The 25964-nt window shown below is 69.5% G+C and carries 22 protein-coding genes and 1 tRNA gene; 13 read left to right on the forward strand and 10 right to left on the reverse strand.

The annotated features are described in order from the left end of the window. Window positions 1–264 precede the first annotated feature (264 nt). Window positions 265–2607 carry a VaFE repeat-containing surface-anchored protein gene (locus tag B140_RS14580; protein WP_425304666.1) on the forward strand — a complete coding sequence of 781 codons (2343 nt, stop codon included), beginning with the start codon at window positions 265–267 and terminating at the stop codon, window positions 2605–2607. 486 nt (window positions 2608–3093) lie between these two features. On the opposite strand, the gene B140_RS12480 is transcribed toward B140_RS14580, so the two are convergent. The 3 genes from B140_RS12480 to B140_RS0109740 all read right to left on the reverse strand — a co-directional run bounded on the left by B140_RS12480 (window position 3094) and on the right by B140_RS0109740 (window position 7077). After that, a complete protein-coding gene (locus tag B140_RS12480) occupies window positions 3094–5019 on the reverse strand; it encodes an OPT family oligopeptide transporter (RefSeq protein WP_051069293.1) in 1926 nt (641 codons plus the stop codon). Between the two features lie 89 nt (window positions 5020–5108). After that, window positions 5109–5549 carry a methylated-DNA--[protein]-cysteine S-methyltransferase gene (locus B140_RS0109735; protein ID WP_018119171.1) on the reverse strand — a complete coding sequence of 147 codons (441 nt, stop codon included), beginning with the start codon at window positions 5547–5549 and terminating at the stop codon, window positions 5109–5111. Window position 5550: 1 nt separating this feature from the next. Continuing rightward, window positions 5551–7077, reverse strand: a complete 1527-nt coding sequence (locus B140_RS0109740) for an adenylate/guanylate cyclase domain-containing protein (protein ID WP_018119172.1) — start codon at window positions 7075–7077, stop codon at window positions 5551–5553. A 35-nt stretch (window positions 7078–7112) separates the two neighbouring features. Between B140_RS0109740 and B140_RS0109745 the strand changes: the two genes are divergently transcribed. The 10 genes from B140_RS0109745 to B140_RS0109790 all read left to right on the forward strand — a co-directional run bounded on the left by B140_RS0109745 (window position 7113) and on the right by B140_RS0109790 (window position 17951). Beyond that, window positions 7113–8399, forward strand: a complete 1287-nt coding sequence (locus tag B140_RS0109745) for a DNA polymerase III subunit delta' (protein ID WP_156801743.1) — start codon at window positions 7113–7115, stop codon at window positions 8397–8399. Window positions 8400–8415: 16 nt separating this feature from the next. Continuing rightward, a tRNA-Thr gene (locus B140_RS0109750) sits at window positions 8416–8491 on the forward strand. 468 nt (window positions 8492–8959) lie between these two features. Next, entirely contained in the window at window positions 8960–10546 is a 1587-nt protein-coding gene (locus B140_RS0109755) for an FAD-binding oxidoreductase (protein WP_018119174.1), read from the forward strand. A gap of 30 nt (window positions 10547–10576) precedes the next feature. Continuing rightward, on the forward strand, window positions 10577–11506 hold the full coding sequence (locus B140_RS0109760; RefSeq protein WP_018119175.1) for a diacylglycerol kinase: 930 nt from the start codon (window positions 10577–10579) through the stop codon (window positions 11504–11506). A 38-nt stretch (window positions 11507–11544) separates the two neighbouring features. After that, the gene (locus B140_RS12485; protein WP_018119176.1) at window positions 11545–13629 is read left to right on the forward strand and encodes a YhgE/Pip domain-containing protein; all 2085 of its coding nucleotides are present in this window, start codon (window positions 11545–11547) and stop codon (window positions 13627–13629) included. Window positions 13630–13664: 35 nt separating this feature from the next. Beyond that, window positions 13665–14261: a TetR/AcrR family transcriptional regulator gene (locus tag B140_RS0109770; protein WP_018119177.1), complete on the forward strand. Its 597-nt coding sequence runs from the start codon at window positions 13665–13667 to the stop codon at window positions 14259–14261. Next, window positions 14252–15844: a glycerol-3-phosphate dehydrogenase/oxidase gene (locus B140_RS12490; protein ID WP_040426450.1), complete on the forward strand. Its 1593-nt coding sequence runs from the start codon at window positions 14252–14254 to the stop codon at window positions 15842–15844. Before B140_RS0109770 ends, B140_RS12490 begins: the two co-directional genes overlap by 10 nt. After that, window positions 15841–16128, forward strand: coding sequence for a hypothetical protein (locus tag B140_RS0109780; RefSeq protein WP_018119179.1), 288 nt, complete (start codon window positions 15841–15843; stop codon window positions 16126–16128). Before B140_RS12490 ends, B140_RS0109780 begins: the two co-directional genes overlap by 4 nt. 93 nt (window positions 16129–16221) lie before the next feature. Next, window positions 16222–17316 (forward strand): S-(hydroxymethyl)mycothiol dehydrogenase, encoded by a 1095-nt coding sequence (locus B140_RS0109785; protein ID WP_018119180.1) that lies wholly within the window; start codon window positions 16222–16224, stop codon window positions 17314–17316. After that, the gene (locus B140_RS0109790; RefSeq protein ID WP_018119181.1) at window positions 17316–17951 is read left to right on the forward strand and encodes an MBL fold metallo-hydrolase; all 636 of its coding nucleotides are present in this window, start codon (window positions 17316–17318) and stop codon (window positions 17949–17951) included. The genes B140_RS0109785 and B140_RS0109790 overlap by 1 nt, the downstream gene beginning before the upstream one ends. Here B140_RS0109790 and B140_RS0109795 read toward each other — a convergent pair. From B140_RS0109795 to panB, 3 genes are read right to left on the reverse strand one after another with little or no spacing between them, the layout of a single operon-like run. Next, on the reverse strand, window positions 17948–18991 hold the full coding sequence (locus B140_RS0109795) for an FAD-dependent oxidoreductase (RefSeq protein WP_018119182.1): 1044 nt from the start codon (window positions 18989–18991) through the stop codon (window positions 17948–17950). The genes B140_RS0109790 and B140_RS0109795 overlap by 4 nt on opposite strands. Window positions 18992–19027: 36 nt before the next feature. After that, complete coding sequence (gene panC, locus B140_RS0109800) at window positions 19028–19891, reverse strand: pantoate--beta-alanine ligase (protein WP_026166207.1); 864 nt, start codon at window positions 19889–19891, stop codon at window positions 19028–19030. A gap of 2 nt (window positions 19892–19893) precedes the next feature. After that, window positions 19894–20715 carry a 3-methyl-2-oxobutanoate hydroxymethyltransferase gene (panB, locus tag B140_RS0109805; RefSeq protein WP_018119184.1) on the reverse strand — a complete coding sequence of 274 codons (822 nt, stop codon included), beginning with the start codon at window positions 20713–20715 and terminating at the stop codon, window positions 19894–19896. A gap of 70 nt (window positions 20716–20785) precedes the next feature. Here panB and B140_RS0109810 point away from each other — a divergent pair, with 70 nt between their 5' ends. Continuing rightward, the gene (locus tag B140_RS0109810; RefSeq protein WP_026166208.1) at window positions 20786–21994 is read left to right on the forward strand and encodes an MFS transporter; all 1209 of its coding nucleotides are present in this window, start codon (window positions 20786–20788) and stop codon (window positions 21992–21994) included. A gap of 10 nt (window positions 21995–22004) precedes the next feature. Then, window positions 22005–22940, forward strand: coding sequence for an NAD-dependent epimerase/dehydratase family protein (locus B140_RS0109815; RefSeq protein ID WP_018119186.1), 936 nt, complete (start codon window positions 22005–22007; stop codon window positions 22938–22940). Between the two features lie 46 nt (window positions 22941–22986). Here the strand turns inward: B140_RS0109815 and B140_RS13025 are convergent, their stop codons facing one another. The 4 genes from B140_RS13025 to B140_RS0109835 are packed head-to-tail and all read right to left on the reverse strand — an operon-like array spanning window position 22987 to window position 25956. Next, entirely contained in the window at window positions 22987–24054 is a 1068-nt protein-coding gene (locus tag B140_RS13025; RefSeq protein WP_018119187.1) for a DsbA family protein, read from the reverse strand. Between the two features lie 18 nt (window positions 24055–24072). Next, window positions 24073–24426 carry a DUF2304 domain-containing protein gene (locus tag B140_RS0109825; protein ID WP_018119188.1) on the reverse strand — a complete coding sequence of 118 codons (354 nt, stop codon included), beginning with the start codon at window positions 24424–24426 and terminating at the stop codon, window positions 24073–24075. After that, on the reverse strand, window positions 24423–25112 hold the full coding sequence (locus tag B140_RS0109830) for a glycosyltransferase family 2 protein (RefSeq protein ID WP_425304665.1): 690 nt from the start codon (window positions 25110–25112) through the stop codon (window positions 24423–24425). Before B140_RS0109830 ends, B140_RS0109825 begins: the two co-directional genes overlap by 4 nt. Window positions 25113–25125: 13 nt before the next feature. Continuing rightward, a complete protein-coding gene (locus B140_RS0109835) occupies window positions 25126–25956 on the reverse strand; it encodes a glycosyltransferase (RefSeq protein WP_018119190.1) in 831 nt (276 codons plus the stop codon). Window positions 25957–25964: the final 8 nt, after the last annotated feature.

Consider the following 25964-nt stretch of genomic DNA (forward strand, 5'->3'; position numbering starts at 1 on the left):
ACGCTGTCTGATGAGACGGTGGCGGGTGTTGGCGATGTTGTTAATATCCAGCCGAAGCAGATTGATCGGTTGAAGGTGGGTGAGTCCGGTGAGTTTACCGGCGAGCTGATCCTGCCTGAGGGTGGTCAGGAGCACAAGGACGTCGCTAAGGCCGAGGGTGTGCCGCCGAGCCCGGAGAATCCGGACGAGCCTGGTGATGTTCCCCCGGTGCCGTCGGATGAGGACCCCGCGCACGCCAGGACCCCGAAGAACTTCGAACCCAAGGTGGAGACCTCTGCCTCGGTGGACAAGGACGGCAAGGTCGCTGCGGTGGAGTCGGATGAGGCTCAGACTGTGTATGACACGGTCACGGTGAGCAACCTCGTTGAGGACGCCCCGTACACCCTGGATGCCCAGTTGATGAAGAAGTCTGATGGTTCCGAGATCGCCGGTGCCTCGGCGTCGAAGAGCTTCACGGCTTCCGAGTCCGAGCTGAAGGACTTCACCAGGAACGAGGACGGCTCTGTCTCCGGTTCCGTCGTGGTGGAGATTCCGCTCCCGGCCAGCTCCCTCTCCGACGGTGATTCCGCCGTTGCCTTTGAGACGCTGACCTCGTCGGCGGACAAGGCGAAGGAGAATCGTGCGGAGAAGCTGACGGATGGTTCCGAGCCGTCGGGTGACGTGATCGCGGATCACAAGGACATCAACGATGAAGCCCAGACGGTGACGTATCAGGCCAAGCCGGAGCCGGGTGAGCCGAAGTTGGAGTTGAAGAAGTTCATCAACGACAACGATGCTCAGTCTGCTGATGAGGCTGAGGTGTTGAAGCCGGGTGAGAAGGCCACGGTGAAGTTCGTGGTCAAGAACACNGGNGAGGTNGATCTGTTCAACGTGACGCTGTCNGATGAGACGGTNGNGGGTGTTGGCGATGTNGTNAANATNNAGCCGAAGCAGATTGATCGGTTGAAGGTGGGTGAGTCCGGTGAGTTCACCGGCGAGTTGACCCTTCCCGAGGGCGGTGTTGAGCACAAGGACGTCGCTAAGGCCGAGGGTGTTCCGCCGAGTCCGGAGAACCCGGATGAGCCGGGTGATGTTCCGCCGGTGCCGTCGGATCCGGATGAGGGCCATGCCAAGACGCCGAAGCCGGGTGAGCCGAAGTTGGAGTTGAAGAAGTTCATCAACGATAACGATGCTCAGTCTGCTGATGAGGCTGAGGTGTTGAAGCCGGGTGAGAAGGCCACGGTGAAGTTCGTGGTCAAGAACNCNGGTGAGGTGGATCTGTTCAACGTGACGCTGTCGGATGAGACGGTTGAGGGTGTTGGCGATGTGGTCAACATTGAGCCGAAGCAGATTGATCGGTTGAAGGTGGGTGAGTCCGGTGAGTTCACCGGCGAGCTGACCCTGCCTGAGGGCGGTCAGGAGCATAAGGACGTCGCCAAGGCCGAGGGTGTTCCGCCGAGCCCGGAGAATCCGGACGAGCCGGGCGTCGATGAGCCGAAGGTGCCGTCCAATGAGGATCCGGCGAACGCGAAGACGCCGAAGCCGGACGAGCCGAAGCTGGAGCTGAAGAAGTACATCAACGGCAACGACGCCCAGACCGCCGAGGACGCCGTCATGGCCTCCAAGGCTGGCGAGGAGCTTGAGGTGACCTTCGTGGTGACCAATGCCGGTGCCGTGGATGTGTTCAACGTGACGGTGGAGGACAGCCTGCTGGATTCCGACGAGTCCGGCGTCAAGGTGGACGAGCCGAAGGCCGCCTCCGCCGAGGACGAGGCCAAGGCCCGGCGCCTTGCCCCGGGGGAGAAGGTGACCTTCAAGGGCACGATTCCCGCCCCGGAGTCCGGCAAGCTGCACGCGGATCAGGCCAAGGCGAAGGGCGTGGCCCCGAAGCCGGGTAATCCCGACGAGCCGGGCGATACCCCGGTGGAGTCGAACGAGGACCCCGCGCACGCCAAGACCCCGAAGCCGGGTGAGCCGACCGAGGAGCCGAGCAAGCCCGCCAAGCCGTCCGAGGAGGAGCCCACCCCCTCGGAGCCGGTGAAGCCGGGCGAGCCCGGTAAGCCGAACGAGCCGAAGCCGGGTAAGCCCTCGGACTCCGCTCCGGAGCCGAAGATCACCACGGACGCTGCGATCGAGGATCAGGGCGCCCTGGTGGCCGGTGCGACGGTGGTGGACACGGTCAGCTTTACGAACCTGGTTCCGGGTAAGAAGTACGAGCTGTCCGCCGAGCTGATGTGCAAGGCCTCCGGCGAGTCCACGGGCGCGACGGCCAAGGTGACCTTCCTGGCGAGGGTGGCCGACGGCCAGATCAACGTGCCGGTGTCCGTCACGGACGGCGACTGCTCCGAGCAGGTGGTCTTTGAGACGCTGCGTAACGCCGATGGTGAGGTGGTGGCCGTTCACCATGACATCAACGATGAGGCGCAGACGGTGACGGCGCAGGATGTGCTGAAGCCGGCCCCGTCGCAGGAGACCCAGGAGTCCAAGCGCGACCATAACGTCACGCGGGTGACCGAGGAGGCCCCCGAGGTGGGCAAGCCGGTGGCCCCGAAGACGCCGCGCCGCTCCATCAAGGCGGTCCCGTCTGGTTCCCTGGTGTTCGAGGAGGGCATGCCCTCCCGGATCTAGGAGAATACAGGCTCGCTAGGTCCCGGTAGGGTCCTAGCGGGGCGAGAAGCCCCTCGTCAAGACGCACCGCGTGCGACCTTGCGAGGGGCTTTCCCTATGCCCCATGCCCCATGCCTCGGTCCCGGGAGAGCAGCAAGAAGATCAGCCCCGGCCCGTGCGTGGCCTACTGGGGAGTCCGTGCATGCGGAAGGTCAGCCCCCCGGGGCGCATGGAAGTATCCGAGCGGCGGAGAAGTCCCGATCACGGTGGCGTTCCCCGAGGCCCCGGCGGGGCGTCGAGAGCGGGGCGTCGGGAGTGAAGCCTCGGGAGTGGGGAGCCGTGAAGCGGCGCAGGAGGGCACGCCGGGGGGATACCACGCAGCGGCCCGCGCCCCGTGTGCCGCTTTTCACCCCTCGCGGCGCGCCCCGCAGGGACCCACGCGGTGGCCCCACGCGCAGAAAAGGGCGCCCTCCACGAGGGCGCCCGCATCCGGTAAAAGGGTATGCGCTAGTTCTTGGCCGAGACCCAGCGGTACAGCCCGGCCACCAGGACCACAAAGGCGGCGATGCCGACCCACTCGGCGGCGGGCTGGTAGGAGTCGGGGAAGATGCCCAGGGGCGAGGCCTTGCCCGTGGCGGCGATGATGCCGGCGTGCAGCACCCCGAAGAGGCTTTCGCCCACGATGAGGCCGGTGGCCATGAGGGTGCCCAGGCGCGTGAGCTTTTCCGGGTTGGCGCTGCGCGCGGCGCGTCGGTTGTAGAGGGCGCCGATCACGCTGCCGAGGACGATCATGAGGGTAAGCCCCAGCGGCAGGTACATGCCCATGCCCACGGCGAGCGGCGGCAGCGCGAGGCGCTTGGCGGTGGTGCGGCCCAGGGTTTCGTCGATGGCGATGAGGCCCACGGCGATGAGCGCGCCGAGGCCCACCTTGCCCCAGTCCAGGGAGTCCCCGAAGATGCCCTGCGCCACGGAGGACATCAGGGCGGCCTGGGGCGCGGCCAAGGCGTCCGGCCCGGCGCCCTCCATGCCCTGGAACCCGAAGGCCTGGAGCATGAGCTGCAGGATCGGCGGGATCACGAGGGAGCCAAAGACCACGCCGATGATGAGGGCCACCTGCTGCTTCCAGGGGGTGGCGCCCACGAGCTGGCCGGTCTTGAGGTCCTGGAGGTTGTCGTTGGAGATGGTGGCGATGCCGAACACCACGGCCGCAGTAAACAGCGTGTAGGCCACCAGGGCGGTGGGGTTCACGCTGGATTCCGAGCCGGTGGCCACCTTGATGAGGAGGGCGGCGCAGAGCACGGTGATGATGCCCATGGAGGAGATGGGGCTGTTCGACGCCCCGATGAGCCCGGCCATGTATCCGCACACGGCGGCGATGAGCAGCCCGGAGACGAGGGTAAACAGCACGCTCAGGGTGATGAGCAGGCCGGTGTGGTGGCTGATGGGGGTGCCGCTAAGGAAGCTCCACAGCAGCAGCCCGATGGGGATCATGGAGGCGCCGATGGTGGCGAGCACGAGGGGGAAGGGGAGGTCGCGCTCCACGAGTTCCACCTGCTGACCGTTCTTGCGGGCGCGGGAGGACAGCAGGGAGTCCCGTATTCCCCGGGTGATGGGGCCGATGATCTTCAGCAGCGTCCACAGCGCGGCCACGGCCATGGCCCCGGCGCCCACAAAGCGCACCTCGCTGCTGAACACGGTGGCCACGGCCTCGGAGACGTCCCCGCTGGCGGGGACGCTGCCGCGCGAGAAGATCGGGAGCAGCACGCCGTTGGAGATGAGCACGCCGATGAGCATGGCCACGCCCACGGTCAGGCCTACCAGGTGCCCCACGCCGATGAGAGCCAGGGAGAGGCTGGCGCCGACCATGGTGCCGCCGGTGCCCACGCGCAGCGCCGTGGAGATCTCCGCCGTGGCGGCCTTGAGCGCACCGAGGAGGGCAAAGAAGGCGGAGGAGAGGGCGCCCGCGAGGATCACGTGCAGGCCCCGGCGGTTCTCGTCCGCCGAGCGGCTTTCGTCGCCCACTCGCAGCACCTCGGCGGCGGCCACGCCCTCGGGGAAGGGGAGGTCGGAGCCGGTGACCAGCGCGCGGCGCAGCGGGATGGAGTACATGACGCCGAGGACGCCGCCGATCATGCACACCAGCAGGGTGGTCCAGTAGGGGAAGCCCTGCCACCAGCCCACCATGACCAGGCCGGGGAGCACGAAGATGATGGCGGACAGGGTGCCCGCCGCCGAGGCGATGGTCTGGACGATGTTGTTCTCCACCACCGTGTGCTGCGCAAACCGGCGCAGCACCGCCATGGAGATCACGGCCGCCGGGATGGAGGTGGCAAAGGTAAGCCCCACCTTGAGGCCCAGATAGACGTTGGCGGCGGTGAATACCAAGGTGATGATTCCGCCGAGGATCACCGCCCTGAAAGTAAGTTCGCGCATAGTTGCCTGCCTGCTCGAGGAATAAAAATGCTGAGAGGTAGATTACTCCCACCTGACAATGAGCAGAGCGTAACCCCGTGGTATGTCCGTCACACCGTGTATGCGGCACCCTCGAGGTCGAGCAGGAACCGCTTGGCGGCCAGCCCGCCCGCGTAGCCGCCCAGGGAGCCGTCGGCGCGCAGCACCCGATGGCAGGGGACCACGAGGGGCAGGGGATTGGTGCGGCACCCGCTGCCCACCGCGCGGGACGCACCGGGGGAGCCCAGCGCCGCCGCGAGGGCGCCGTAGCTGGTGGTCTCCCCGTAGCCGAGGGTGAGCAGGCGGCGCTGGACCCGGCCCCGGAACCCCGTGGCCCCGAACCAGTCCAGCGGCACGGTGAACTCCCTGCGCCGCCCGGCGAAGTATTCTTCGATCTCGCGGCGGGCCTGATCCACGAAGGGGGATTCGGTGGAGGGGCCGGGGCCAAAGAGCACGCGGCTCAGGCCGCGCGGGGAGGCGAGGAGGGTGAGCGGCCCGATGGGGGTGTCCACGCTAGGACCTGTCCGCCAGGGTCTCCCGGATGGGGCGAGCGAGCTGAGTCATCTCCCGGCGGCCCCGTAGCTCCACGGACTTCATCAGCGTCCAGCGGGCCTGCTCGGCCTCGTTGGCGCCGCGCAGGGTGGCGGAGTTGGTGAGCACCCGCCCGGGGGTGTCCTTGGCCAGCTCGGTCAGGCGCGCCGCCTGGTTGACCGCGTCCCCGATCACGGTGTACTCGAAGCGGTCGTGGCCGCCGATGTGCCCGGCCACCACGTGCCCGGCGGCCACGCCGATCCCCGCCTGCAGCTCCATGTCGCGCAGCTCCTCGCGCAGCTCGCGGGCGGCGCTCAGGGCGAGCGAGTTGGCGTCGGCAAGCGGCAGCGGCGCGCCAAAGACCGCCAGGGCGGCGTCGCCCTGGAACTTGTTGATGATGCCCTTGTTGCGGTGCACCACCTTGACCACGCGCTCGAAGAAGCGGTTCAGCTCCGCCACCACCTCCTCTGGCTCGTGGTGCACGGCAAAGGTGGTGGAGCCGATGACGTCGATGAAGAGCACGGCCACCTTGCGGTCCTCGCCGCCGAGGGTGGGGCGCTCCTCGAGCGCGCGGCGGGCGACCTCGGTGCCCACGTAGCGGCCGAAGATGTCGCGCACGCGCTGCCGCTCCTTGAGCCCGCGCATCATCTCGTTGAACCCGGCCTGCAGCACCCCGATCTCGGAGCCATCGTAGATGTCCACCTGGGCGTTGGAGTCCCCACGGCGCACCCGGTTGATGGCCTCCTGCAGCTCCTGGATGGGGTCCACCACGCTCATGATGGAGAAGGTGGTGCCCACGAAGCCGGTGACGAGGGCGCCCACGATGAGCCACAGGATCGCGGGGACGATGTCGGCGGCGTCCTCGGTGAAAAAGCCCGCGCCCTGGCCCCAGATGAGCAGCAGCACCCCGAGGGCGGGAACCCCGGTGGTGAGCACCCAGGTGGTGCGCAGGCGGGACTTGATGGGGGGCTCCAGGGTGGAGTCCTCGAAGCGGCGGGCCAGCGCCGACGCCGCCACCGGGCGGACCATGCGCTCGGCAGCCAGGTAGGTGATGATGATGACCACCGAGCCCGCCAGCGCGCAGGCCACCGCGATGACCCAGGCCATGCGCCCGCTGACGGAGGCGGCGAGCGCCACGGCGATGAGCACTCCGAGCAGCCACACGATCGCGCACACCACCGCCTGGTAGATGGGCAGGCGTAGCACCAGGTTGCGCACCATGTTGGGGTCGTGGGAATCCGGGGCGCGCTGCCAGTCCAGCACCGGGCGGAAGAGCACGAAGGTGGCCACCATGCCCACCACCGTGGCCAGCCCCACGTAGCTGATGCCGATGAGGGGAAGGTGCGTGTCCGTGGAGTCGAAGTGATTCAGCTCCGGCAGCGGGATGAGAAAGCGGATGAAGAACATGATGGCCGCCGCGCCCACGAGGTTCGATCCGAGCACCAGGGCGGCATACAGGGGCCACGAGGTGCCCCACAGCCATGTGATGGCCCTTAGCAATCGGTTCATGCTAGATACTCTATCCATTCGCTACGCTGGGTGCGGTGAGCACTTCCCCCCGAAGCGTGGCCGAGCGCCTCGCCGATACCCCCAGCGTGCGCGACGCGGTATTGGGCGCCGCCCGGGCCGCCCGCGAGGCGCGCCGCGACGCCGCGTCCGGCGAGGCGGTCGCCGGGGACGCGGGGGGCGGCGTCGGGGGTGTTGTCGGGGACGCGGGGGAGGCGCCGAGTTCCTCCGCCATGACGCACTCCTGGGTGTTTACCGGGGCCCCGGGTTCGGGCCGCTCCCAGGCGGCCCTGGCCTTTGCCGCCGCCTTAGAATGCACGGGCGAGGAGCCCGGCTGCGGGCGGTGCCGGGAGTGCCGCGCGGTGCTGGAGGGGGCGCACACGGACGTGGTGCGCGTGGTGCCCCAGGCGCTGTCCATCGGGGTGGACTACGTGCGCGAGACGATCATCGCCGGGGCGCACCGCCTGCCCACCGTCTCCCCCTGGCGGGTGGTCATCATCGAGGACGCGGACCGCCTCTCCGCCTCGGCGGCCGACGCCCTCCTCAAGACCGTGGAGGAGCCGCCCTCGCGCACCGTCATCGTCTTCTGCGCGCCCTCCACCGACCCGCAGGACTTTTCCACCACGCTGCGCTCCCGGTGCCGCCACGTCTACGTGCCCTCGCCCTCGGTGGCGGAGATCACCCGGCTCCTCGTCGAGGAGGAGGGGGCCACGGAGCACGACGCCCGCCTGGCCGCGCAGGCCTCCATGCGGCACATAGGCCGCGCCCGCCGCCTGGTGACCACCCCCAGCATGCAGCAGCGCCGCGCCGCCGTGCTCAACCTTGCGGAGCTGATCCGCCACGGCGACCAGGCGTTTCAGGCCATGTACGCCCTGGTCAAGGCGATGGAGAAGGAGGCCACCGAGGCCTTCGCGGAGGAGGACGCCGCCGAGCGCGAGCGCCTGGAGCGCTCCCTGGGGGCCGGGGGGCGCGGAAAAGGCGCCCAGAAGGCCGCGCGCGGGGTGGCGGGCATGGTCAAGGAGCTGGAAAAGGCGCAGCGCATGCGCACCACGAGGCGCCGCCGGGACCTCCTCGACCTCGCGCTGGTGGACCTTGCCGGGCTGTACCGGGACGCGCTGCTGCTCGCGGTGGGCGCCACGGTGGAGCCGGTGCACCCGGACTTCTCCGGGCTCGCCGGGGAGCTGGCCCGGGGCGTGGGGGAGCGGGGACTGGTGCAGTGCCTGGACGCCATCGCGGTGTGCCGGCGGCATATCTCGGAAAACGTGCAGTTCAGCATCGCCACCGACGGCCTCGTGGGCCGTTTGCGGCAGGCGTATGGGGTGTAGTAGAGTGATCGCTCGTGCCGCCTTAGCTCAGTCGGTAGAGCGATTCACTCGTAATGAATAGGTCGCGAGTTCGATTCTCGCAGGCGGCTCCATTTTTTTTGAGGGTAGTGATTGCCCTTTATGAGGCCGGTGGCAGGCTCTCCCTTGGGTGGTTTGCCGCCGGTTTTCTTGTGTGCGCGGCCCGCTTTTTTGGGGGGTGCCGGTGCACGGGGTGAAGGGGCTGCGCGCCTCGGCATGCCGTGAGAGTCGGGGGTGCGGGGCCTTGAGGTGCGCGCCTGCCTCGCGCGGGGCGCAGGGCGTGGGTCGGCTTTTCCGGTTGGTGGAAGCTCCGTCACGCCCCGGTGCCGTGCGGCGGGCGGGCGTTTCCCGGGTACCCCTGAATGGGGTCATTCTGGCTCTTGGCGGGGTGCGGGGCGATGTCGGGCTACCAGGGCTTTCTGGGTGTGTGGGCAGGGTGGTGCCGCGCCGATCCATTTTTTACACTTTTACAAAAACTGTAAAAGTGTAATGATGTGGCCATGGCTACTGAGACGTTCCCTTCCGGTGTTCCGCTTCCCCCCATGTCCCACAACCTGTGGGGCACCCCGGAGGAGGCCAAGCCGCTCTCCGGCAGCGTGCGCAAGCTCGTGTCCACGGTGCTCGGGGCCGAGGCGGCCGCCGTCAACCGGATCCCGGCCACCGACGTACGCCTGAGCGAGGTGCGCCTTTCCGACCAGGATCGTGCGGCGCTGGAGCGGATCGTGGGGCAGAGCTACGTGAGCACCGAGCATGAGCAGCGCTTGCGCCGCGCCCGCGGCAAGTCCTATCCCGACCTCTTGGATTGGCGCTCCGGGCGGGTGATTGACGCCCCGGATGCCGTGGTGGCGCCCGGCACCGAGGAGGAGGTCGAGCGGGTCCTGCGCTGGTGCACCGAGCAGCGCGTGGCCGTGGTCCCCTTCGGCGGGGGCACGAGCGTGGTGGGGGGCGTGGCTCCCCGGGCGGGGGCGCTGCGGGCGGTGATCAGCCTGGACCTGGCGCGTTTTGACGCCCTGGAGGACGTGGACACCGTCTCCATGGAGGCCACGCTGGGGGCCGGGCTTTCCGGGCCGCACGCGGAGCTTAAGCTGGCCGAGCACGGGTTGCAGATCGGCCACTTCCCGCAGTCCTTCCCCTATGCTTCCATCGGCGGTTATGCCGCCACCCGTTCCTCCGGACAGAACTCCGCGGGCTACGGGCGTTTTGACGAGATGGTGCGGGAGCTGACCGTGGTGACCCCGGTGGGCATCACCCGCGTGGGGTACCGGGCCCCGGCCTCGGCCGCGGGGCCAGACCTGCGGCAGCTGTTCCTCGGTTCCGAGGGCACCCTCGGCGTGATTACCCGGGTACGCCTGCGCGTGCACCCCATCCCGGAGGTCAAGCGATACGAGGCCTTCAGCTTTCCCTCCTTCGCCAAGGGCGCGGAGGCCATGCGCCGCGTGGCGCAGACAGGCACCGGGCCCACCGTGCTGCGCCTTTCCGACGAGATCGAGTCCAGCATCAACCTGTCCTCCACCGATAAGATCGGAGACTCCGAGGAAGCGGATTCCGGCTGCCTCCTACTCACCATGTACGAGGGCAGCGCCGAGCACGCGCGGTCCCGGCACGAGGAGACCCGCAGCCTCCTTCTTGCGCTGGGCGGCGTTTCACGCGGGGAGGGGCCGGTGCGTCAGTGGGAGCGCGGGCGCTTCGGCGCGCCGGTGCTGCGCGACGGCCTGCTGGACCAGGGCGCGGTGTGTGAGACCTTCGAGACCGCCACGGAGTGGTCCAACATCGGTCGGGTCAAGAAGGCTGTCACCGAGGCCGTGGGAGGTTCCCTGGCGGAGTCCGGAACCTCCGCGATCATCATGTGCCACATCTCCCACGTGTACGAGGGCGGCTGCTCCCTGTACTTCACCGTCATCGCGGGCCAGCGCGGGGAGGATCCCGCCAGCCAGTGGTGGAAGGCCAAGGAGGCCGCCTGCCGGGCGATGGTGGATAACGGGGCCACCATCACCCACCACCACGCCGTGGGAACCGATCATCGCCCGTGGGTGCAGCCCGACATGGGAGAACTGGGGAGCACGATCCTGGGATCGGTGAAAAAGACCCTCGATCCCGCCGGCATCCTCAACCCGGACAAGCTGTTCTAGCGCACCCCTTATGCCGTGAAGGAACGAACGATGAGTAACACATACCAGCTGGGTCAGCGGAAGATCTCGCGCGTGGCCCTGCTGACCAACCCAGCCGCGGGCAAGGGGCGCGCGGTGGCCGCCTCGGAGGAGGCCACCCGGGCCTTCTATGGGTACGGCGTGGACGTGGTGCGCCTTTCCGGTTCCTCCCCGGACGCCTCGCGGGAGCTGGCGCGCGAGATGATCCGGGACGATTCCATCGACGCCCTGGTGGCCTGCGGCGGCGACGGGCTCATCGGCCTGGCGCTCCAGGAGCAGGCGGGCACGGACACCCCGTTGGGCATCATTCCCGCTGGAACGGGCAACGATCACGCCCGCGAGTACCGGATCCCGCTGGATCCGCGCCGCGCGGCCAAGGTGATCGTGGAGGGCTTTACCACCCGCACCGACCTCGGCATCATGCGCACCGATGACGGCAGGCAACGCTACTTTGGCACCATCGCTTGCGCGGGGTTTGACTCGCTGGTCACGGATCGCACCAACCGCATTCCGTGGCCCTCGGGCCAGCCGCGCTACGTGCTGGCCATTCTCATCGAGTTCCTTAATTTCCACTCGTTGCCCGCCCGGATCACGCTGGACGACGCCGAGCCGATTGAGGGCGACGTCACCCTGTGCGCCATCGGCAACACCAGGACCTACGGCGGTGGGATGCACGTGTGCCCGGACGCGGATCACTACGACGGCCTCTTTGACATCACGGTGGCCGCCAAGATGAGCCGTGGGAAGGCTATGCGGAACGTGGGCAAGATCTTCTCCGGGGACTTCGAGGATCTGGAGGAGACCCGGCAGTACCGCGCGCGCAAGGTGCGCGTGGAGATGCCTGGCATCAACGCCTACGCGGACGGGGACAAATACTTTGCCTGCCCTGTGGAGTGCGAGGTGGCCCCGGGGGCCGGTTATTACCTCGTACCGAGGCCCTAGCGGGCAGGAAGAGGGGAACAATGAAAGGAGATCCGACCATGAGGAAGCCCTCCCGGCTGGCCCGGGTGCTCGACTGGCGTCCGCGCGGGGCGCTCGCCCGGGCGCTCATCGTCATGTTGCTGGTCATGCCGCTCATCGTGGCCGTGGCCTACATGTGGTCCATGTGGGACCCCCGCCATTACCTGCGCGACGTCCAGCTTGCCGTGGTCAACAACGACAAGGGCGCCCTGCAGGCGGGAAAGCAGGAGAAGTTCGGTCAACAGGTGGTAGACGGGCTGCTGGATACCGACTACCTGAACTTCGTGGAGGTCAGCGCCTCCGAGGCGGACGAGGGACTAGCCAAGGGCACGTACCTGTTTACCGTGGAGATCCCGGAGACCTTCTCGCAGGACGTGGTGACGGTCATCGACGATAAGCCCCGGCAGCCCGTCATAGAGATCTCCTACAACGACTACAACGGCACCAACGCCCCGCTGCTCACCAACGGTCTGGTCTCCGAGATTCAAAAGGGTGTGGCCCAGGGCATTCAGGAGGGCTACGCCAAGCAGATCCTTGGGGGCATGAACCAGCTGGGCAAGGGACTCGGGGAGGCCGCCGACGGTGCCCGGCAGCTCGACGACGGCGCCACCTTGCTCCACGATGGCACCACCCAGGGGGTGGACGGCGCGGGCCAGCTCAAGGACGGCACCCGGCAGCTGCGCGAGGGCTCGGGGCGGCTGGTGGACGGCCAGGCGCAGGCCCTTGATGGTTCCCGTCAGCTGGTGGACGGCCAGGCGCAGGCGCTCGACGGCTCGCGCCAGCTGGTGGACGGCCAAGGGAAGCTCCTGGACGGCACCCGGCAACTGGGCGACGGCATGGTGCAGATCGACGACGGCGTGGGGCAGCTCACCGGCACCTTGATCCCCCTCATGGAGCAGATTCAACATGCGGTGACCACCGTGCAGCCGGTGCTCGACACCATGCGGTCGGTGGGGCTTGGGGCCCAGGCGGACCAGATTGCGGGAGCCCTGGGGCAGTTTCACAACGGCAACCCGGAGAACATGGCCGCGCAGCTGCGCAAGCTCAAGGACGGCACCGCCGAGGTCCGCTCCAACCTCACGGACCCCTCCTCCCCGTACATGAGCGGCCTGCTACAGCTGGGCGACGGCCAGCGTCAGCTGCACGAGGGCCTGACACAGCTGAGCGATGGCCAGGGGCGGCTCCACGAGGGCCTGGAGCAGCTGGATGACGGACAGCGTCAGCTGCAGGACGGCATCCTGCGGGTGGACGACGGCATGGGGCAGCTCTACGACGGAACGCTGCAGCTCAACGACGGCACCCGGCAGCTCAAGGACGGCGCCGGGCAACTCTCCTCGGGGCTCAGCGAGGGGGCCAAGCAGGCGCCCCGAATCAACGCCGTGCCGCTGTCCGCGAAGCAGATCGCCGCGCCGATCCTGTACGACTCCACCAATAACCACGCCGTGCAAACCCAGGTGGACCTGCACGATCCCACCAGCCAGACGCTTTCGGGCGGGGTGTCCATCATCCTGGTACTGGTGTTTGGATTCTTGTTCATGGCGCTCGCCTCCATCCTCCTGCCGGAGATCCTGGGACGCATGCGCCAGCGCCCGGCGCTCCCCGCGGTCAAGGCCTTTGCCCTGGTGTCCGCGGTGAACATGGCGATTCTCCTGGCCCTGGCGGGCGTTTCCACCGCAGTGGGCTGGCACCCGGCTCGGTGGGGAGCCATCCTGGCGGTCTTTGCGCTGATGTCCATGTGCGGTGCGGCGGTGTATCAATTTTTGCGCGTCCTGTTCGGGCGCCTCGTGGGTGGCATCTTCGCCCTGGGCTTCCTGGGCTATGGGGCCTTCTCCTTCGGCGGGGTGTGGCCGCTGGAGCTGACCCCCTCCGCGCTGCGGATCCTCCACGGCGTGCACCCGATGTCGTACGCGCGCTACGCCTTTATCCGTGCCACGGATGGCACCCTGGACGGCACCTTCTGGTTGGGGGTGTTGGGGATGGCGCTGTCCATCGCGCTCGCCCTGGCCCTGACGCTCCTCGTGCGCGCGGTGCGCGCCAAGCGGCAGGAGGACGCCGGACGGCACGCGGTGCGGCGGGCGCAGAACCCGGAGCCTGTGTCATGGTAGTGGAGGTACAGGCAGGGCTAGGAAAGGAACGGGCCGTGGTAACCAGCGTGGACGTCGCCGCCGACAAGCGCACGGAGGCGGAGGAGGCCATCCTCGCCGCCGCGCGGCAGTGCTTCATGGAAAGGGGCGTGGGCGGGACCACGATGGTGGCGGTGGCGCGCCGGGCGGGGGTATCCCGCCCCACCGTTTACTCCTACTTTGGCAGCGTGGATAACCTCGCACGCAAGGTGCTCACCCGGGAGATCGTGGGGCTTCTCGACGCCGCCTATCCCCTGCCGCAGGACGCCGAGGGCCTCTGCGAGGCGCTCGTGGCGGTGGCCCGCCACGCCCGGCGCAACGAGTTCCTGGCCCAGATGTTGGGTAAGAGCCCGGAGCTGCTGCTGACGTATCAGTTTCAGCGCTTTGGGGAGAGCCAGGAGATCCTGGTGCGCTTTATCAAGAACGTCGTGGCCCGCGTCCAGCAAACAGACCCCGCCATGCGGCGCGGGGAACCCAAGGTCATCGCCACGCAGATTTTCATGGTGGTGCAGTCGCTGGTGCTCTCCGCCGAGGCGATGAGCGCCGGGGTGCCGTCGGAGGAGGAGTGGGCCAACGAGCTCACCGCAATGTTGAAGGGATACTTATGCCAGTGAATGCTCATGGTGCAACCTCCGCGCTCAACGCGCTGCGGCGCGAGCGCGAGCTGGAGGCCCTGGTCGCCAGCGACGATGCCGTGGACGTGGTGATCATCGGCGGCGGCATTACCGGGGTGGGGTTAGCCCTGGACGCCATCACGAGGGGCCTTTCCACCGTGCTGGTGGAAAAGCACGACCTTGCTTTTGGCACCTCCCGGTGGTCCTCCAAGCTGGCCCACGGGGGCCTGCGCTACCTCGCCAAGATGGAGCTGGGTATCGCCCATCACTCGGCGGTGGAGCGCGGGATCATCATGGAGTGCACCGCCCCCCACCTGGTCCGGGCCTTGCCGCAGGTTATGGCGCTGGGGGATGACTCTACCCTGGTGCAAAAGGCCGCCACCCGGGTGGGATTCCTGGCGGGCGATGCGCTGCGGATCACCGCAGGAACCTCGGCCGACACGTTGCCGCGCTCGCGCTACGCCTCCCGGGAGGAAACCCTGCGGCTCTGTCCGGCGGTGGCGCGCACGAAGATGCGGGGCGCGTGGGTGAATTATGACGGGCAGATGGTGGATGACGCGCGCATGGTCACGGCTATCGCCCGCACCGCGGCCCGCGAGGGAGCGAGGATTCTCACGTATTGCGAGGCCACGCGCGCCAGCGGAGACGAGGTCACCCTGCGCGATAGGCTGGCGGGCAGGGAGCTTACGGTGCGGGCGCGCGCGGTGATCAGCGCCGCCGGGGTGTGGGCCGGGGGGTTGGACCCGGATATTAAGGTGCGTCCCGCGAGGGGCACGCACCTTGTGTTCCGCGCGGAGTCCCTGGGCAACCCCACCGGGGCGCTCACGGTGCCGCTGCCGGGCTCCGTTTCGCGGTATCTTTTTATCCTCCCGGCGCCGCACGGCCGCTGCTACCTGGGTCTGACGGACGAGGACGCCCCCGGGGAGATCCCGGACGTGCCCCCGACCCCGGAGGAGGACGTGGATTTCTTGCTCCGCAATATCAACCGCGCGCTGGACCGCAAGCTCACCCGGGACGACGTGGTGGGGGCCTTTACCGGGCTGAGGCCCCTGCTGGATAGCGGGCAGGGGGGATCTACTGCGGATCTTTCGCGCCGCCACGCGGTGGTGGCCTCCCGCGATGGCATGTTCTCCGTGGTGGGCGGCAAGTTTACCGAGTACCGCCTCATGGCGGAGGAGACCCTGGACAGGGTGATCGAGGACCGCGGCCTGCGGGCGGGGGAGTGCGTGACGCGGAACTTTCCCCTCGTCGGCGCGCCCGGGCATCGGGACTACTCCCACATTGCGGTCCGTGACCTGCATGGGCTGCCGGAGGCGATGATCCGTCGATTTGGCAACGAGGCCCCCCGCGTGGTGGAAGCCGCGACGGTGGAGCGCCCCCTGGACACGGTGGGCTCTCTGGACGTGACCAGGGCCGAGGTGGAGTATGCCTTTACCCACGAGGGGGCGGTGACGGTGGAGGACGTGTTGGAGAGGCGCACCCGTGCCGCGATGGTCCCCGAGGACGCGCAAGAAATGCGCCCTGAGGTGAGCGAGATCCGCGAGCGCGTGATGCGCATGATGGGAGTGGAGGAGAACGCATGAAGAACCCGAGGAATATCCTGGATTCCCTCTTTGTGAAGGCGCAGGCCCGGTACCCCGTTGCCACGGGGGCCCTCATGCATAGGATCGTGGCCGTGGCCTCGGGCGGCGGAAAGAAGAAGGCACCGGAGGCTCCTGGGGCCACGGAGCGGATCAGCGGGATAGCCGCCGCGAACCGGGCCGCCGGCATGGAGGCGCCCGGGGAGGCCGAGGCGCGGCGTACCAACGGCGTGCTCGCCGCCAACGCTGCGGCGGGTGTCCCGGGCTACGAGGCCCTGCGCGGCTAAACGAAAACGATTCTCACCTGCGGCGGCTCGCCGGACCCGGCGTTAGACTCGGCCAGGTAACTGCATCGAGAACCCGTATGTAAGGAGCCCGATATGTCCCACAAGGTCACCGGCATCGTCTCGCGCGCCAAGGGCGAGCCCGTGGAAAGCGCCACCATCGTGGTGCCGGACCCCGGCGCGCACGACGTGGTGGTCAAGGTCCAGGCCTGCGGCGTGTGCCACACGGACATGGCCTACCGCGACGGCGACATCGAGGACGCCTACCCCTTCCTGCTGGGCCACGAGGCCGCCGGCGTGGTGGAGGAGGTGGGCGAGGCCGTCACCCACGTGGAGGTGGGGGACTTCGTGGTGCTCAACTGGCGCGCCGTGTGCGGCGAGTGCCGCGCCTGCAAGCGCGGGGAGCCGCACTACTGCTTTGCCACCTTCAACGCCTCGAAGAAGATGACCCTGGAGGACGGCACCGAGCTGACCCCGGCCCTGGGCATCGGCGCGTTCGCGGAAAAGACCCTGGTGCACGAGGGCCAGTGCACCAAGGTCAACCCCGAGGAGGACCCCGCCGCCGCCGGGCTGCTGGGCTGCGGCGTGATGGCGGGCGTGGGCGCGGCGGTGAACACCGCGCAGGTCCGGCGCGGGGAGTCCGTGGCGGTCTTTGGCTGCGGCGGCGTGGGGGCTGCGGCCGTGGCGGGCGCCCGGATGAACGACGCCACCACCGTGATCGCCGTGGACGTGGACGAGCGCAAGCTGGAGTGGGCGCGCACCCTGGGCGCCACCCACACCCTGAACTCCGCCGAGCTTTCCGAGGAGGAGGTCATCGAGAAGGTGCGGGAGCTGACCGGCGGCTTCGGCGCGGACGTGACCATCGACGCCGTGGGCATCATGCCCACCTGGCGGCAGGCCTTTTACTCCCGCGACCACGCGGGCCGCATGGTGATGGTGGGCGTTCCCAACCTCACCTCCGCCATCGAGATCCCGGCCATCGACTTCTTCTCGCGCGGCGGGAGCCTCAAGCCCTCCTGGTACGGCGACTGCCTCCCGGAGCGGGACTTCCCCGCCTACGTGGACCTGCACCTGCAGGGGCGCTTCCCGCTGGGGGACTTTGTCTCCGAGCGGATCGCGCTCGACGGCGTGGAGGCGGCCTTTGCCACGATGAAGTCCGGCGACGTGCTGCGCTCGGTGGTGGTGCTCTGATGGCGCACACCGACCTGCGCGTGGATCACGTGCTCACCTCCGGCATCTTTGCCCTCGACGGCGGCGAGTGGGAGGTGGAGAACAACGTGTGGCTGGTGGGCGACGACTCCGAGGTGTACATCATCGACGCCGCTCACGACGCCGCTCCCATCATCGACGCCGTGGGGGATCGCGCCGTGCGCGGGATCATCTGCACCCACGCCCACAACGACCACATCAACGCGGCGCCGGAGCTGGCGCAGCGGTGCGACGCCCCGATCTTCGTCCACCCCGGCGATCAGATGCTGTGGGAGGAGACCCTGCCGGGCGTGGCCCACAGCGACCTGAGCGACGGCCAGGCCTTCGAGGTGGCGGGCACGCGCATGACGGTGCTCAACACCCCCGGCCACTCGCCGGGGTCGTGCTGCCTCTACCTGCCCGAGGCCGCCGAGCTGTTCTCGGGGGACACGCTCTTCCAGGGCGGGCCGGGCGCCACGGGGCGCAGCTACAGCTCCTTTGACACGATCATCGCGTCCCTGAAGACCTCGCTGCTCGACCTGCCCGCGGAGACCACCGTGCGCACCGGGCACGGGGACCACACCACCATCGGCGCGGAGGCCCCGCACCTGGAGGAGTGGATCAAGCGGGGGTACTAGCGGCGCGGGCGTCGCACCGGCCTGCCCAGCAGCTCGGCGGCGGCGCGGGCGGCCTCCCGGGCGGCGGGCCCCACCCCGGCGAGGGTGGCCGAGCCGGGGTAGGCCCAGTCCCCGTAGCCCACGAGGAACAGGCCGGGCACGCGGGGTTCCCCGTGGCGCAGGAGGGGGCGGACGGGGCCGAGGGCCGGGCGGAAGCCCGTGCACCAGATCAGGTGCTCCGCCGGGATCTCGCTCAGCGAGGAAAACATGGGGGTGGCGGCGAGGCGGCCGGAGTCGCGGGCGGTGCGCACCTCGGGGGTGACCACGATGTCTCCCAGGGCGGAGTCCGCCCCGGGATCGGGCTCGCCCCGGGCGATGGCGGCGGCCCGCTCGCGGTTGCGGTGGAAGAGCACCCGCCCGTCCACGTCGTCCGGCATCCAGCGGGGCGGGCGCCGGGTGTACCAGGTCACCGCGCGCACGGCGGGATCGTCCGTAAGCTCCGCGGCGATCTGCGCGCCGGAGTTCGCCCCGCCCACCACGGCCACCGTGGAGCCCCGGAACGGGCCGGGGCCGGGGTAGCCCGCCGAGTGCCACTGGGTGCCGGGAAAGGAGCCCGGGTAGGCGGGGACAAAGGGCGCGGACCACGTTCCGGTGGCGGCGATCACCACCTCCGCCGTCCAGGAGCGGTCCGGGTGCGCGGTGCGCAGGCGAAAGCGGCCGCCCGCGTGGGCGACCTCGCGCACGCGCACGGGGCGCTCCACGGGGATCCGGTAGCGGCGCTCGTAGGCGGCGAGGTAGCCGATCACGTGCGAGGCCGGAGGGAAACCGGGGTGGCTCGGCATGGGCATGCCCGGCAGGTTGGAAAAGCCCGCGGTGGAAAAGAGCCGCAGCGAGGGCCAGCCGTGGCGCCAGGCGCCGCCGGGGGCGGGCTGATCGTCCAGGACCAGCGCGTCTATCCCTGCCTTGAGCAGGTAGTACGCGGTGGCCAGGCCGGCCTGCCCGCCGCCGAGGACGATGACCTCGCGGTGGCGTTGCGGGTGCGGGGAGCGCAGGGGAATCACGGGGCCACTATAGGACGGCGGCCCTCCGGCGCGGTCCTATGCGGCCCCCAGCACGGCGTTGTCGATCAGCCGCACCCCGCCCACGGTGGCCGCCACCAGCGCCAGGGCGGGCGCGGCCAGGGGCGCGGAGAGGGCGGCGCCGTCCAGCGGCTCCAGGGTGCCGGGATCGACCACCACCAGGTAGTCCAGGTCCACGCCCGGGGAGTCTCCGAGGCCCCGCCGCGCGCGGTCGAGGTCCAGGGGGCGGCGCGCGGCGGCGCGCTCCTGGAGCCCGAAGAGGGTGCGCGAGAGCGCCAGGGCGTGGCGGCGGGCTGTAGGCGAGAGGCGCTGGTTGCGGCTGGACTCCGCCAGTCCGTCCTCGGCCCGCGCGATGGGGACCTCCTCGATGCGGACGGGAAAGTTGAGGTCGCGCACCAGGCGGCGCACGATGGCCACCTGCTGCGCGTCCTTGCTGCCAAAGTAGGCGCGGGTGGGCCGGACGAGGTGAAAGAGCTTGGACACCACGGTGGCCACGCCGTCGAAGTGGCCGGGGCGGCTGGCTCCCTCCAGCACGGACCCCATCGCGCCGGTGCGCACCCACAGCCGCGGCTCGCCCTCGGGGTACATCTCCGCCACGTCGGGCAGGAACACCACGTGCGCGCCGAGCCCGTCGAGGAAGGCGACGTCGGCCTCCGGCTGGCGCGGGTAGAGGCGGTAGTCCTCGCAGTCCCCGTTGCGGGAGAACTGAAGGGGGTTGACAAAGACGCTCACCGCCACCCGGTCGTTGTCCCGGAGCGCCTGGCGGATCAGGGTGCCGTGCCCCTGGTGGAGGGCGCCCATCGTGGGCACCAGGCCGAGGGAGTCGGTGGGCGCGGCCTCGAGGGCGTCGCGCAGCTCCGCGGTGGTGCGGCACACGGTGATCGTCACGGCTTCTCCTCGAAGGACTCCGCCGCCTGGGGGAAGGTGGAGGCCTGCACGTCGCGGATGTAGGCGCGGGCGGCCCGGTCCAGCTCCTCCCCGAGGTGGGCGTAGGCGCGCACAAAGCGCGGCGTGCGGCCCCGGGTGAGGCCGAAGGCGTCCGTCCACACGAGGATCTGCCCGTCCGTGCCCGCCCCGGCCCCGATGCCGATGGTGGGCACGGCCAGCCCCGCGCTGATCGACTCCGCCGTGGCGGCGGGCACCATCTCAAAGACCATTGCGCACACGCCCGCCTCCTGGATCGCGTGGGCGTCCGCGCGCAGCTTCTCGGCGGCCTCACCCCGGCCCTGCACCACGTGCCCGCCCAGGGCGTGCTCGGACTGCGGGGTGTAGCCCAGGTGGCCCACCACGGGAATGCCCGCCCGGACGAGCGCGGCGATGGTGGGGGCGATCTCCGCGCCGCCCTCGATCTTCACGGCGGCCACCCCGCATTCCTTCATGAAGCGCGCGGCGGTGGCCAGGGCCTGGGCCGGGCCGGACTCGTAGCTGCCAAAGGGGAGGTCGGCCACCACGAAGGCGCGCCGCGCGGCCCCCGCCACGGCGCGGGCCATGGGGATCAGCTCGTCCACCGTGATGGGCAGGGTGGAGGAGTGCCCGAGCACCACGTTGGCGGCGGAGTCGCCCACCAGCAGCATGTCCACCCCGGCCTCGTCGAAGATGCCGGAGGTGAGGGCGTCGTAGCTGGTCAGCGCCGTGATCTTGCGCCCTTGTTCCTTTGCCTGAAGGAGGTGGCGGGTACGCACCCGGCCCTTGGAGATGTGTGCCATGGGAAGAGTGTAACCGATGGGTTTTCTCCCCTTCTCGTGTCTCACGTCACTCACGCGTACCATCCTTGCTATGCCCACTACACACCCCTCCCCCCGCCTGTGGCTGCGCGTGGCGCTGAGCATGTTCGCCGTGGCGTGGGGCGGCAACCAGTTCACCTCCATGATCGTGTTCTACCGGGGGGAGGGGGAGTTCGCGGACCTCTTCGTGGACTCCATGCTTGCGATCTACGCGGTGGGGGTGGGCGTGGGCCTGCTGGTGGCGGGCTCCCTCTCGGACTACTGGGGGCGCAAGGCGGTGATGCTGCCCGCGCCGGGCCTGGCGATGGCGGCCTCGGTGCTCATCGCCGCGGGCGAGCACCTCGCCCCGGTGCTCGCCTCGGGGCGCTTCGTGGCGGGCCTGGCCCTCGGTATCGCCATGACGGCGGGCGGGAGCTGGCTCAAGGAGCTGTCCATGCCGCCGCACGAGCCGGAGGCGCGCGCCTCCGCGGGCGCCAAGCGGGCCTCCATGACGCTGACCATCGGGCTGGCGCTCGGGCCGCTCACCGCCGGGGTCCTGGCGCAGTGGGCCAGCTACCCCGGCCAGCTCATCTACGCGGTGCACATAGCGCTCACCCTGGCGGTGTACCCGCTGCTGTTCCGGGTGCCGGAGACGCACCGGGGGCGGGGGGCCTCGCTGCGCGACGTGCTCAGCGACGCCAGCGTGCCCTCCCTGCGCAGCCGGCGCTTTCTCACCGTGGTCGCCCCCATGGCCCCGTGGGTGTTCGGCTGCTCCTTTACCGCGCAGACGATCATCACCTCGCGGCTGCAGGGGCAGATCGAGCACGCGGTGGCGTACACGGGCATGATCTCGCTGATCACCATGGGTTGCGGCTTTGCCATCCAGCAGGTGGGGCCGCGCTTTGACTCCGGCGGGCGGCGCGGGCCGGTGAGCGCGATGGCCCTCGCGGCGGGCGGCATGGCCTGCGCCACGCTCACCGCCATGCACCCCACCGTGTGGGGCGGGGTGGCGTGCGCGATCCTCCTCGGCATGGCCTACGGCCTGGCCATGTTCATCGGCCTGGCGGAGACGCAGCGCATAGCGCTGCCGGAGGACCTCGCGGGCCTGACCGGAATCTACTACTGCTGCACCTACCTGGGGATGATGTTCCCCGCGCTGCTCACCTTCCTCGGCGGGGTGTTCACCTACCCGCAGATGCTGGGCTTCGGCGTGCTCATGGCGTCCGCGGGCGTGGCGTGGGAGGCCCGGGCGGCCCGACGACGCCCGCCGGGGCACCGCTAAGGTAGTAACCATGCGCACACTTGTTACCGGCGGCGCCGGATTCATCGGTTCTCACCTCAGCGACGCCCTCCTGGACGAGGGGCACAGCGTGGTGGTGCTGGATAATCTCTCCTCCGGCAGGCGGGACAACCTCCGCCGGGCGGAGGCCACCGGGCGCCTCACTCTGGTGGAGGAGGACGTGCGCACCGTGGACATGGACGCGCTCCTCGCGCAGCACCGCCCCGAGGTGATCTTTCACCTGGCCGCCCAGATCGACGTCCGGGCCTCCGTGGCCGATCCGGTGGCCGACGCCCAGACCAACATCCTGGCCACCATCAGGCTTGCCGACGCCGCCCGCCGCCACGGCGTGCGCAAGATCGTGCACACCTCCTCCGGGGGATCCATCTACGGCGAGCCGGACTCCTTCCCCGTCGGGGAGGACACCCCCGTGGACCCCCATTCCCCCTACGCGGCCTCGAAGTTCGCGGGCGAGACCTACCTCAACACCTTCCGCCACCTCTACGGCCTGGAGTGCACGCACATCGCCCCGGCCAACGTGTACGGCCCGCGCCAGAATCCCCACGGGGAGGCGGGCGTGGTGGCGATCTTCTCGCAGCGCCTGCTCCAGGGGCAGCCCACCAAGGTCTTTGGCGGGGGAGAAAACACCCGCGACTACGTGTACGTGGGCGACGTGGTGCGCGCCTTCTGCCTCGCCGCCGGAGAGCGAGGCGGCGGCATGCGCTTTAACATCGGCACCTCGGTGGAGACCTCCGACCGCGAGCTGCACGCCCTCGTGGCGCAGGCCGCCGGGGCCGCCGACGATCCCGAGTACGTCCCCGCGCGCCTGGGGGACGTGCCCCGCTCCGCGCTGAGCTATCGCCGCGCCCAGGAGGTGCTGGGCTGGGAGCCGCAGGTGCCCCTGGCCGAGGGCGTGCGGCGCACCGTGGAGTTCTTCCGGGGCGAGTAGGGGCTGAGCTCTCGGCCCCGTCCCCTCCGAGCCCCGCGCCGCGCGGCTACTGCTCCTCGGCGGGGGCCTCCTGGGGAGCCTGCCCCTGATCCTCCTGCGCGGCCTCCTGTGCCTCCTGGGCGGCGGGGTCACCCTCCGGGCCCGCGACCTCCTGCGGCATGGGCGGCTGCTCGGGGTGCCCGTTTTCCAGGGACTGCTCGATGGCCTCCTTGAGCGAGTCGTAGTCGTTCCCCAGCACCGGGACGCCGTTAATCACAAAGGTGGGCACGCTGGTCACGCCCACGTAGCTCGCGTAGGTCATGGCCTGCACGATGGTGCCCGCGTACTTGCCGGATTCCACCTCGGAGCGGAACCTGGCGATGTCCGGAACCCCGGCCTGCTCGGCAAAGCCCACGAAGTCATCCAGCGTGTGCTCGGGGTGCTCCTTGCCCTCGAAGGAGGCGTACACGGCGCGCGTGAACTCCCAGAACTTGCCCTGCGCGGCCGCCGCGCGGCCCGCCTGTGCGCCCAGGAAGGAGTTCTCGTTCACCAGCGGAAAGTCGTTCCACTCCAGGCGCACCCGGCCGCTGTTGACGTATTCGTCGATGATCCTGGGCTCCGCGTCCCGCTTGTAGGCGGCGCACACGGGGCACTCGAGGTCCCCGAAGTAGGAGACCACCACCTTGGCGTCCGTGGGGCCCTGAGCAAAGGGATCGTCGGGGTTCACCCGGTGCACGTCGGCCAGGGAACGCATCGGGCCGCCGGGCCCGCCGATGTAGGAGGCCGCCTCGGCGTCGGTGCCCGAGCGCATGTTCGTGCCCAGCAGGAAGCCGCCCGCCCCGGCGGCCAGGGCGATCACCGTTAACGTGCCGATGGCGGCCTTGGCCCAGCCGGGAACCGGGCCGGACTTCTCTGCTTCCTTGGTGCCCTCAGTACCCGCAGTGCCTTCGGAAACCTCGCCGTTCTCGGGCTCCGGGGCGGGCGTGGCCGCGGCCTCGGCCGAGGCGTCGGGAGAAGGGGAGGGGGCGGCGTGCCTCGCCTCGGACGCCTCCCGCGCCGGGCGCGCCGCCGGGGTGGCGGCGGAATCGACGCCGTCCGCGGAGGAGGGGTGATCGGGGTTGTTCTCGTTAGCCATGCGCACGAGTCTAACCGCTTAGCGCAGGCCCTCGTCCTCCGGGCGGATGGCGTTTTGCAGGGCCACGGCGCGGGCCAGGCGGGAGTAGCGCAGCTCGAGCTCCCTAAAGCGTACATAGGTGGACATGGTGACGAACATGAACGCCACCACCACGCCGTAGAGCAGCAGATCCGTGCCGCGATCCACGCCCACCCAGTTGGCGATCACGGTGAGGTCGTCCGGGCGCAGCACCGCCCAGATGCATACCGCGATAAAGAGCACGAAGGAGATCTTCACGTAGGCCTTGGCGCGGGCCTTCCGGCGGTGGCTGATGAAGTACCACACGAGGCCGATGGTGGCCAACAGCAGGATGATCTGAATCAGGGCGGTCACGGGAGCCTCCTTGCGAGTAGCTCGTCGGCCAGGATATTCACGCCGTTGAACAGGGACTGCCCCTTGCTCAGGGAGTATTCCGTGTAGAGGATCTCCACGGGCTGCTCCGTCACGCGCCAGCCCAGGTCGTCCATGAGGGCCACGAACTCCGAGGCGTGGGACATGCCGTTCATTCTCAGGTTGAGCTGATCGGCCACCTTCTTGTTGAAGGCGCGCAGGCCGTTGTGGGCGTCGGTGAGTCCCAGGCGGCGGGTGCGCGGGGAGAGCGCCACCACGGTCTTGAGCACCACCCGCTTGATCCAGGGCACCTGGTCTGTCTCGCTGCGGGGGCGGCCAAAGCGGGTGCCCACCACGATGTCGATGGGCTCGGAGCGCAGCCGGGCCACCATGCTCAGGACGTCCTTGACCTGGTGCTGGCCGTCGGCGTCGAAGGTGACAAAGTAGCGCGCGCCGGGCTGGGAGCGGGCGTACTCCACGCCGGTTTGGATGGCGGCGCCCTGCCCCAGGTTCACCGGGTGGTTGACCAGGTGGGCGCCCGCCCGGTGGATGGCGTCGGCGGAGTTATCCGCCGAGCCGTCGTTGACGGCCACGATGTTGGGAAAGGTCTCGCGGGCCTGGCTGATGACGTCACCGATGACGGTGCCCTCGTTAAAGCAGGGGACGATCAACCACGTGTCTTCATTCATGATGCCTCACATACTAATGGGCGTTCCGCTTTCTATGGAACAACCACGCGTGGGCGCGCCGCAGAAGCCACAGGGGCAGGAGGCGGTAGGTGTTGCGCGCCGCGAGGTTGAACCAGGAGCGCGGCTTGCCGATGAGCCCGTAGGAGACGAGGTTGCGCTGCATGCGCCGCTCCACGGCGAACATCTCGCGGCCGGTGCGGCGCCGGAGCTGCGCGGCGGAGACGCGGAAGTAGGTCAGCGGCTCCGGCAGGTTGTGGAAGCGCGCCCCGGTGGCCAGGGCGCGGGCGAAGAGGTCGTAGTCCTCCATGTAGTGCACGTCGCGGTAGTTGCCCGCCTTGTGGACGGCGCGGGCGCGCATCATCACCGAGGGGTGGTTGATGGGGGAACTCATCTTGGCGTAGCGGGCCAGCTCCTCGTGGCGCTCCGGCAGGCTGCGGATCGCCGTGACCCGATCGGGGGAGTCCTCGAACTCGGCCATCGCGGTGCCCAGGATGTCCACCTCCGGGTGGCGCTCGAGGAAGGCGCACTGCTTTTCAAAGCGCTGCGGGTCCGCGATGTCGTCCGTGTCCAGCCGGGCGATGAGGTCGTCGGACAGCGCCTCCACCCCGGCGGCGGAGGCCAGCCCGCCGCCCACGTTGCGGGGCAGGCGCACGATGGTGGCCTCGGGGTGCTCGGCGGCGAATCCCTCGATCACCTCCGTGAGCTGGAGGGATACGGGGCCGTCCTGGACGATGGCGATGTGGTCCGCGCGGCGGGTCTGGGCGGCAAGGGACTCAAGGGAGGCGCGCACCTGGTCGGGCACGGAACCGTGGTAGAGGAGGGCGAAAGCTCCGAGAGTGGACATGCCGCTCA

This window comes from Corynebacterium mastitidis DSM 44356 (assembly GCF_000375365.1).
Lineage (GTDB): Bacteria > Actinomycetota > Actinomycetes > Mycobacteriales > Mycobacteriaceae > Corynebacterium > Corynebacterium mastitidis.

Excerpts from the sequence above, each read along its gene's own strand:
- B140_RS0109830 (WP_425304665.1), bottom strand. The coding sequence starts at position 25,112 with ATGAATGAAGACACGTGGTTGATCGTCCCCTGCTTTAACGAGGGCACC.
- B140_RS0109790 (WP_018119181.1), top strand. The coding sequence starts at position 17,316 with ATGGCGCACACCGACCTGCGCGTGGATCACGTGCTCACCTCCGGCATC.
- B140_RS0109760 (WP_018119175.1), top strand. The coding sequence starts at position 10,577 with ATGAGTAACACATACCAGCTGGGTCAGCGGAAGATCTCGCGCGTGGCC.
- B140_RS13025 (WP_018119187.1), bottom strand. The coding sequence starts at position 24,054 with ATGGCTAACGAGAACAACCCCGATCACCCCTCCTCCGCGGACGGCGTC.
- B140_RS0109810 (WP_026166208.1), top strand. The coding sequence starts at position 20,786 with ATGCCCACTACACACCCCTCCCCCCGCCTGTGGCTGCGCGTGGCGCTG.
- B140_RS12490 (WP_040426450.1), top strand. The coding sequence starts at position 14,252 with ATGCCAGTGAATGCTCATGGTGCAACCTCCGCGCTCAACGCGCTGCGG.
- panB (WP_018119184.1), bottom strand. The coding sequence starts at position 20,715 with ATGGCACACATCTCCAAGGGCCGGGTGCGTACCCGCCACCTCCTTCAG.
- B140_RS0109835 (WP_018119190.1), bottom strand. The coding sequence starts at position 25,956 with ATGTCCACTCTCGGAGCTTTCGCCCTCCTCTACCACGGTTCCGTGCCC.
- B140_RS0109740 (WP_018119172.1), bottom strand. The coding sequence starts at position 7,077 with ATGAACCGATTGCTAAGGGCCATCACATGGCTGTGGGGCACCTCGTGG.
- B140_RS12485 (WP_018119176.1), top strand. The coding sequence starts at position 11,545 with ATGAGGAAGCCCTCCCGGCTGGCCCGGGTGCTCGACTGGCGTCCGCGC.
- B140_RS12480 (WP_051069293.1), bottom strand. The coding sequence starts at position 5,019 with ATGCGCGAACTTACTTTCAGGGCGGTGATCCTCGGCGGAATCATCACC.
- B140_RS0109755 (WP_018119174.1), top strand. The coding sequence starts at position 8,960 with ATGTCCCACAACCTGTGGGGCACCCCGGAGGAGGCCAAGCCGCTCTCC.
- B140_RS0109815 (WP_018119186.1), top strand. The coding sequence starts at position 22,005 with ATGCGCACACTTGTTACCGGCGGCGCCGGATTCATCGGTTCTCACCTC.
- B140_RS0109780 (WP_018119179.1), top strand. The coding sequence starts at position 15,841 with ATGAAGAACCCGAGGAATATCCTGGATTCCCTCTTTGTGAAGGCGCAG.
- B140_RS0109785 (WP_018119180.1), top strand. The coding sequence starts at position 16,222 with ATGTCCCACAAGGTCACCGGCATCGTCTCGCGCGCCAAGGGCGAGCCC.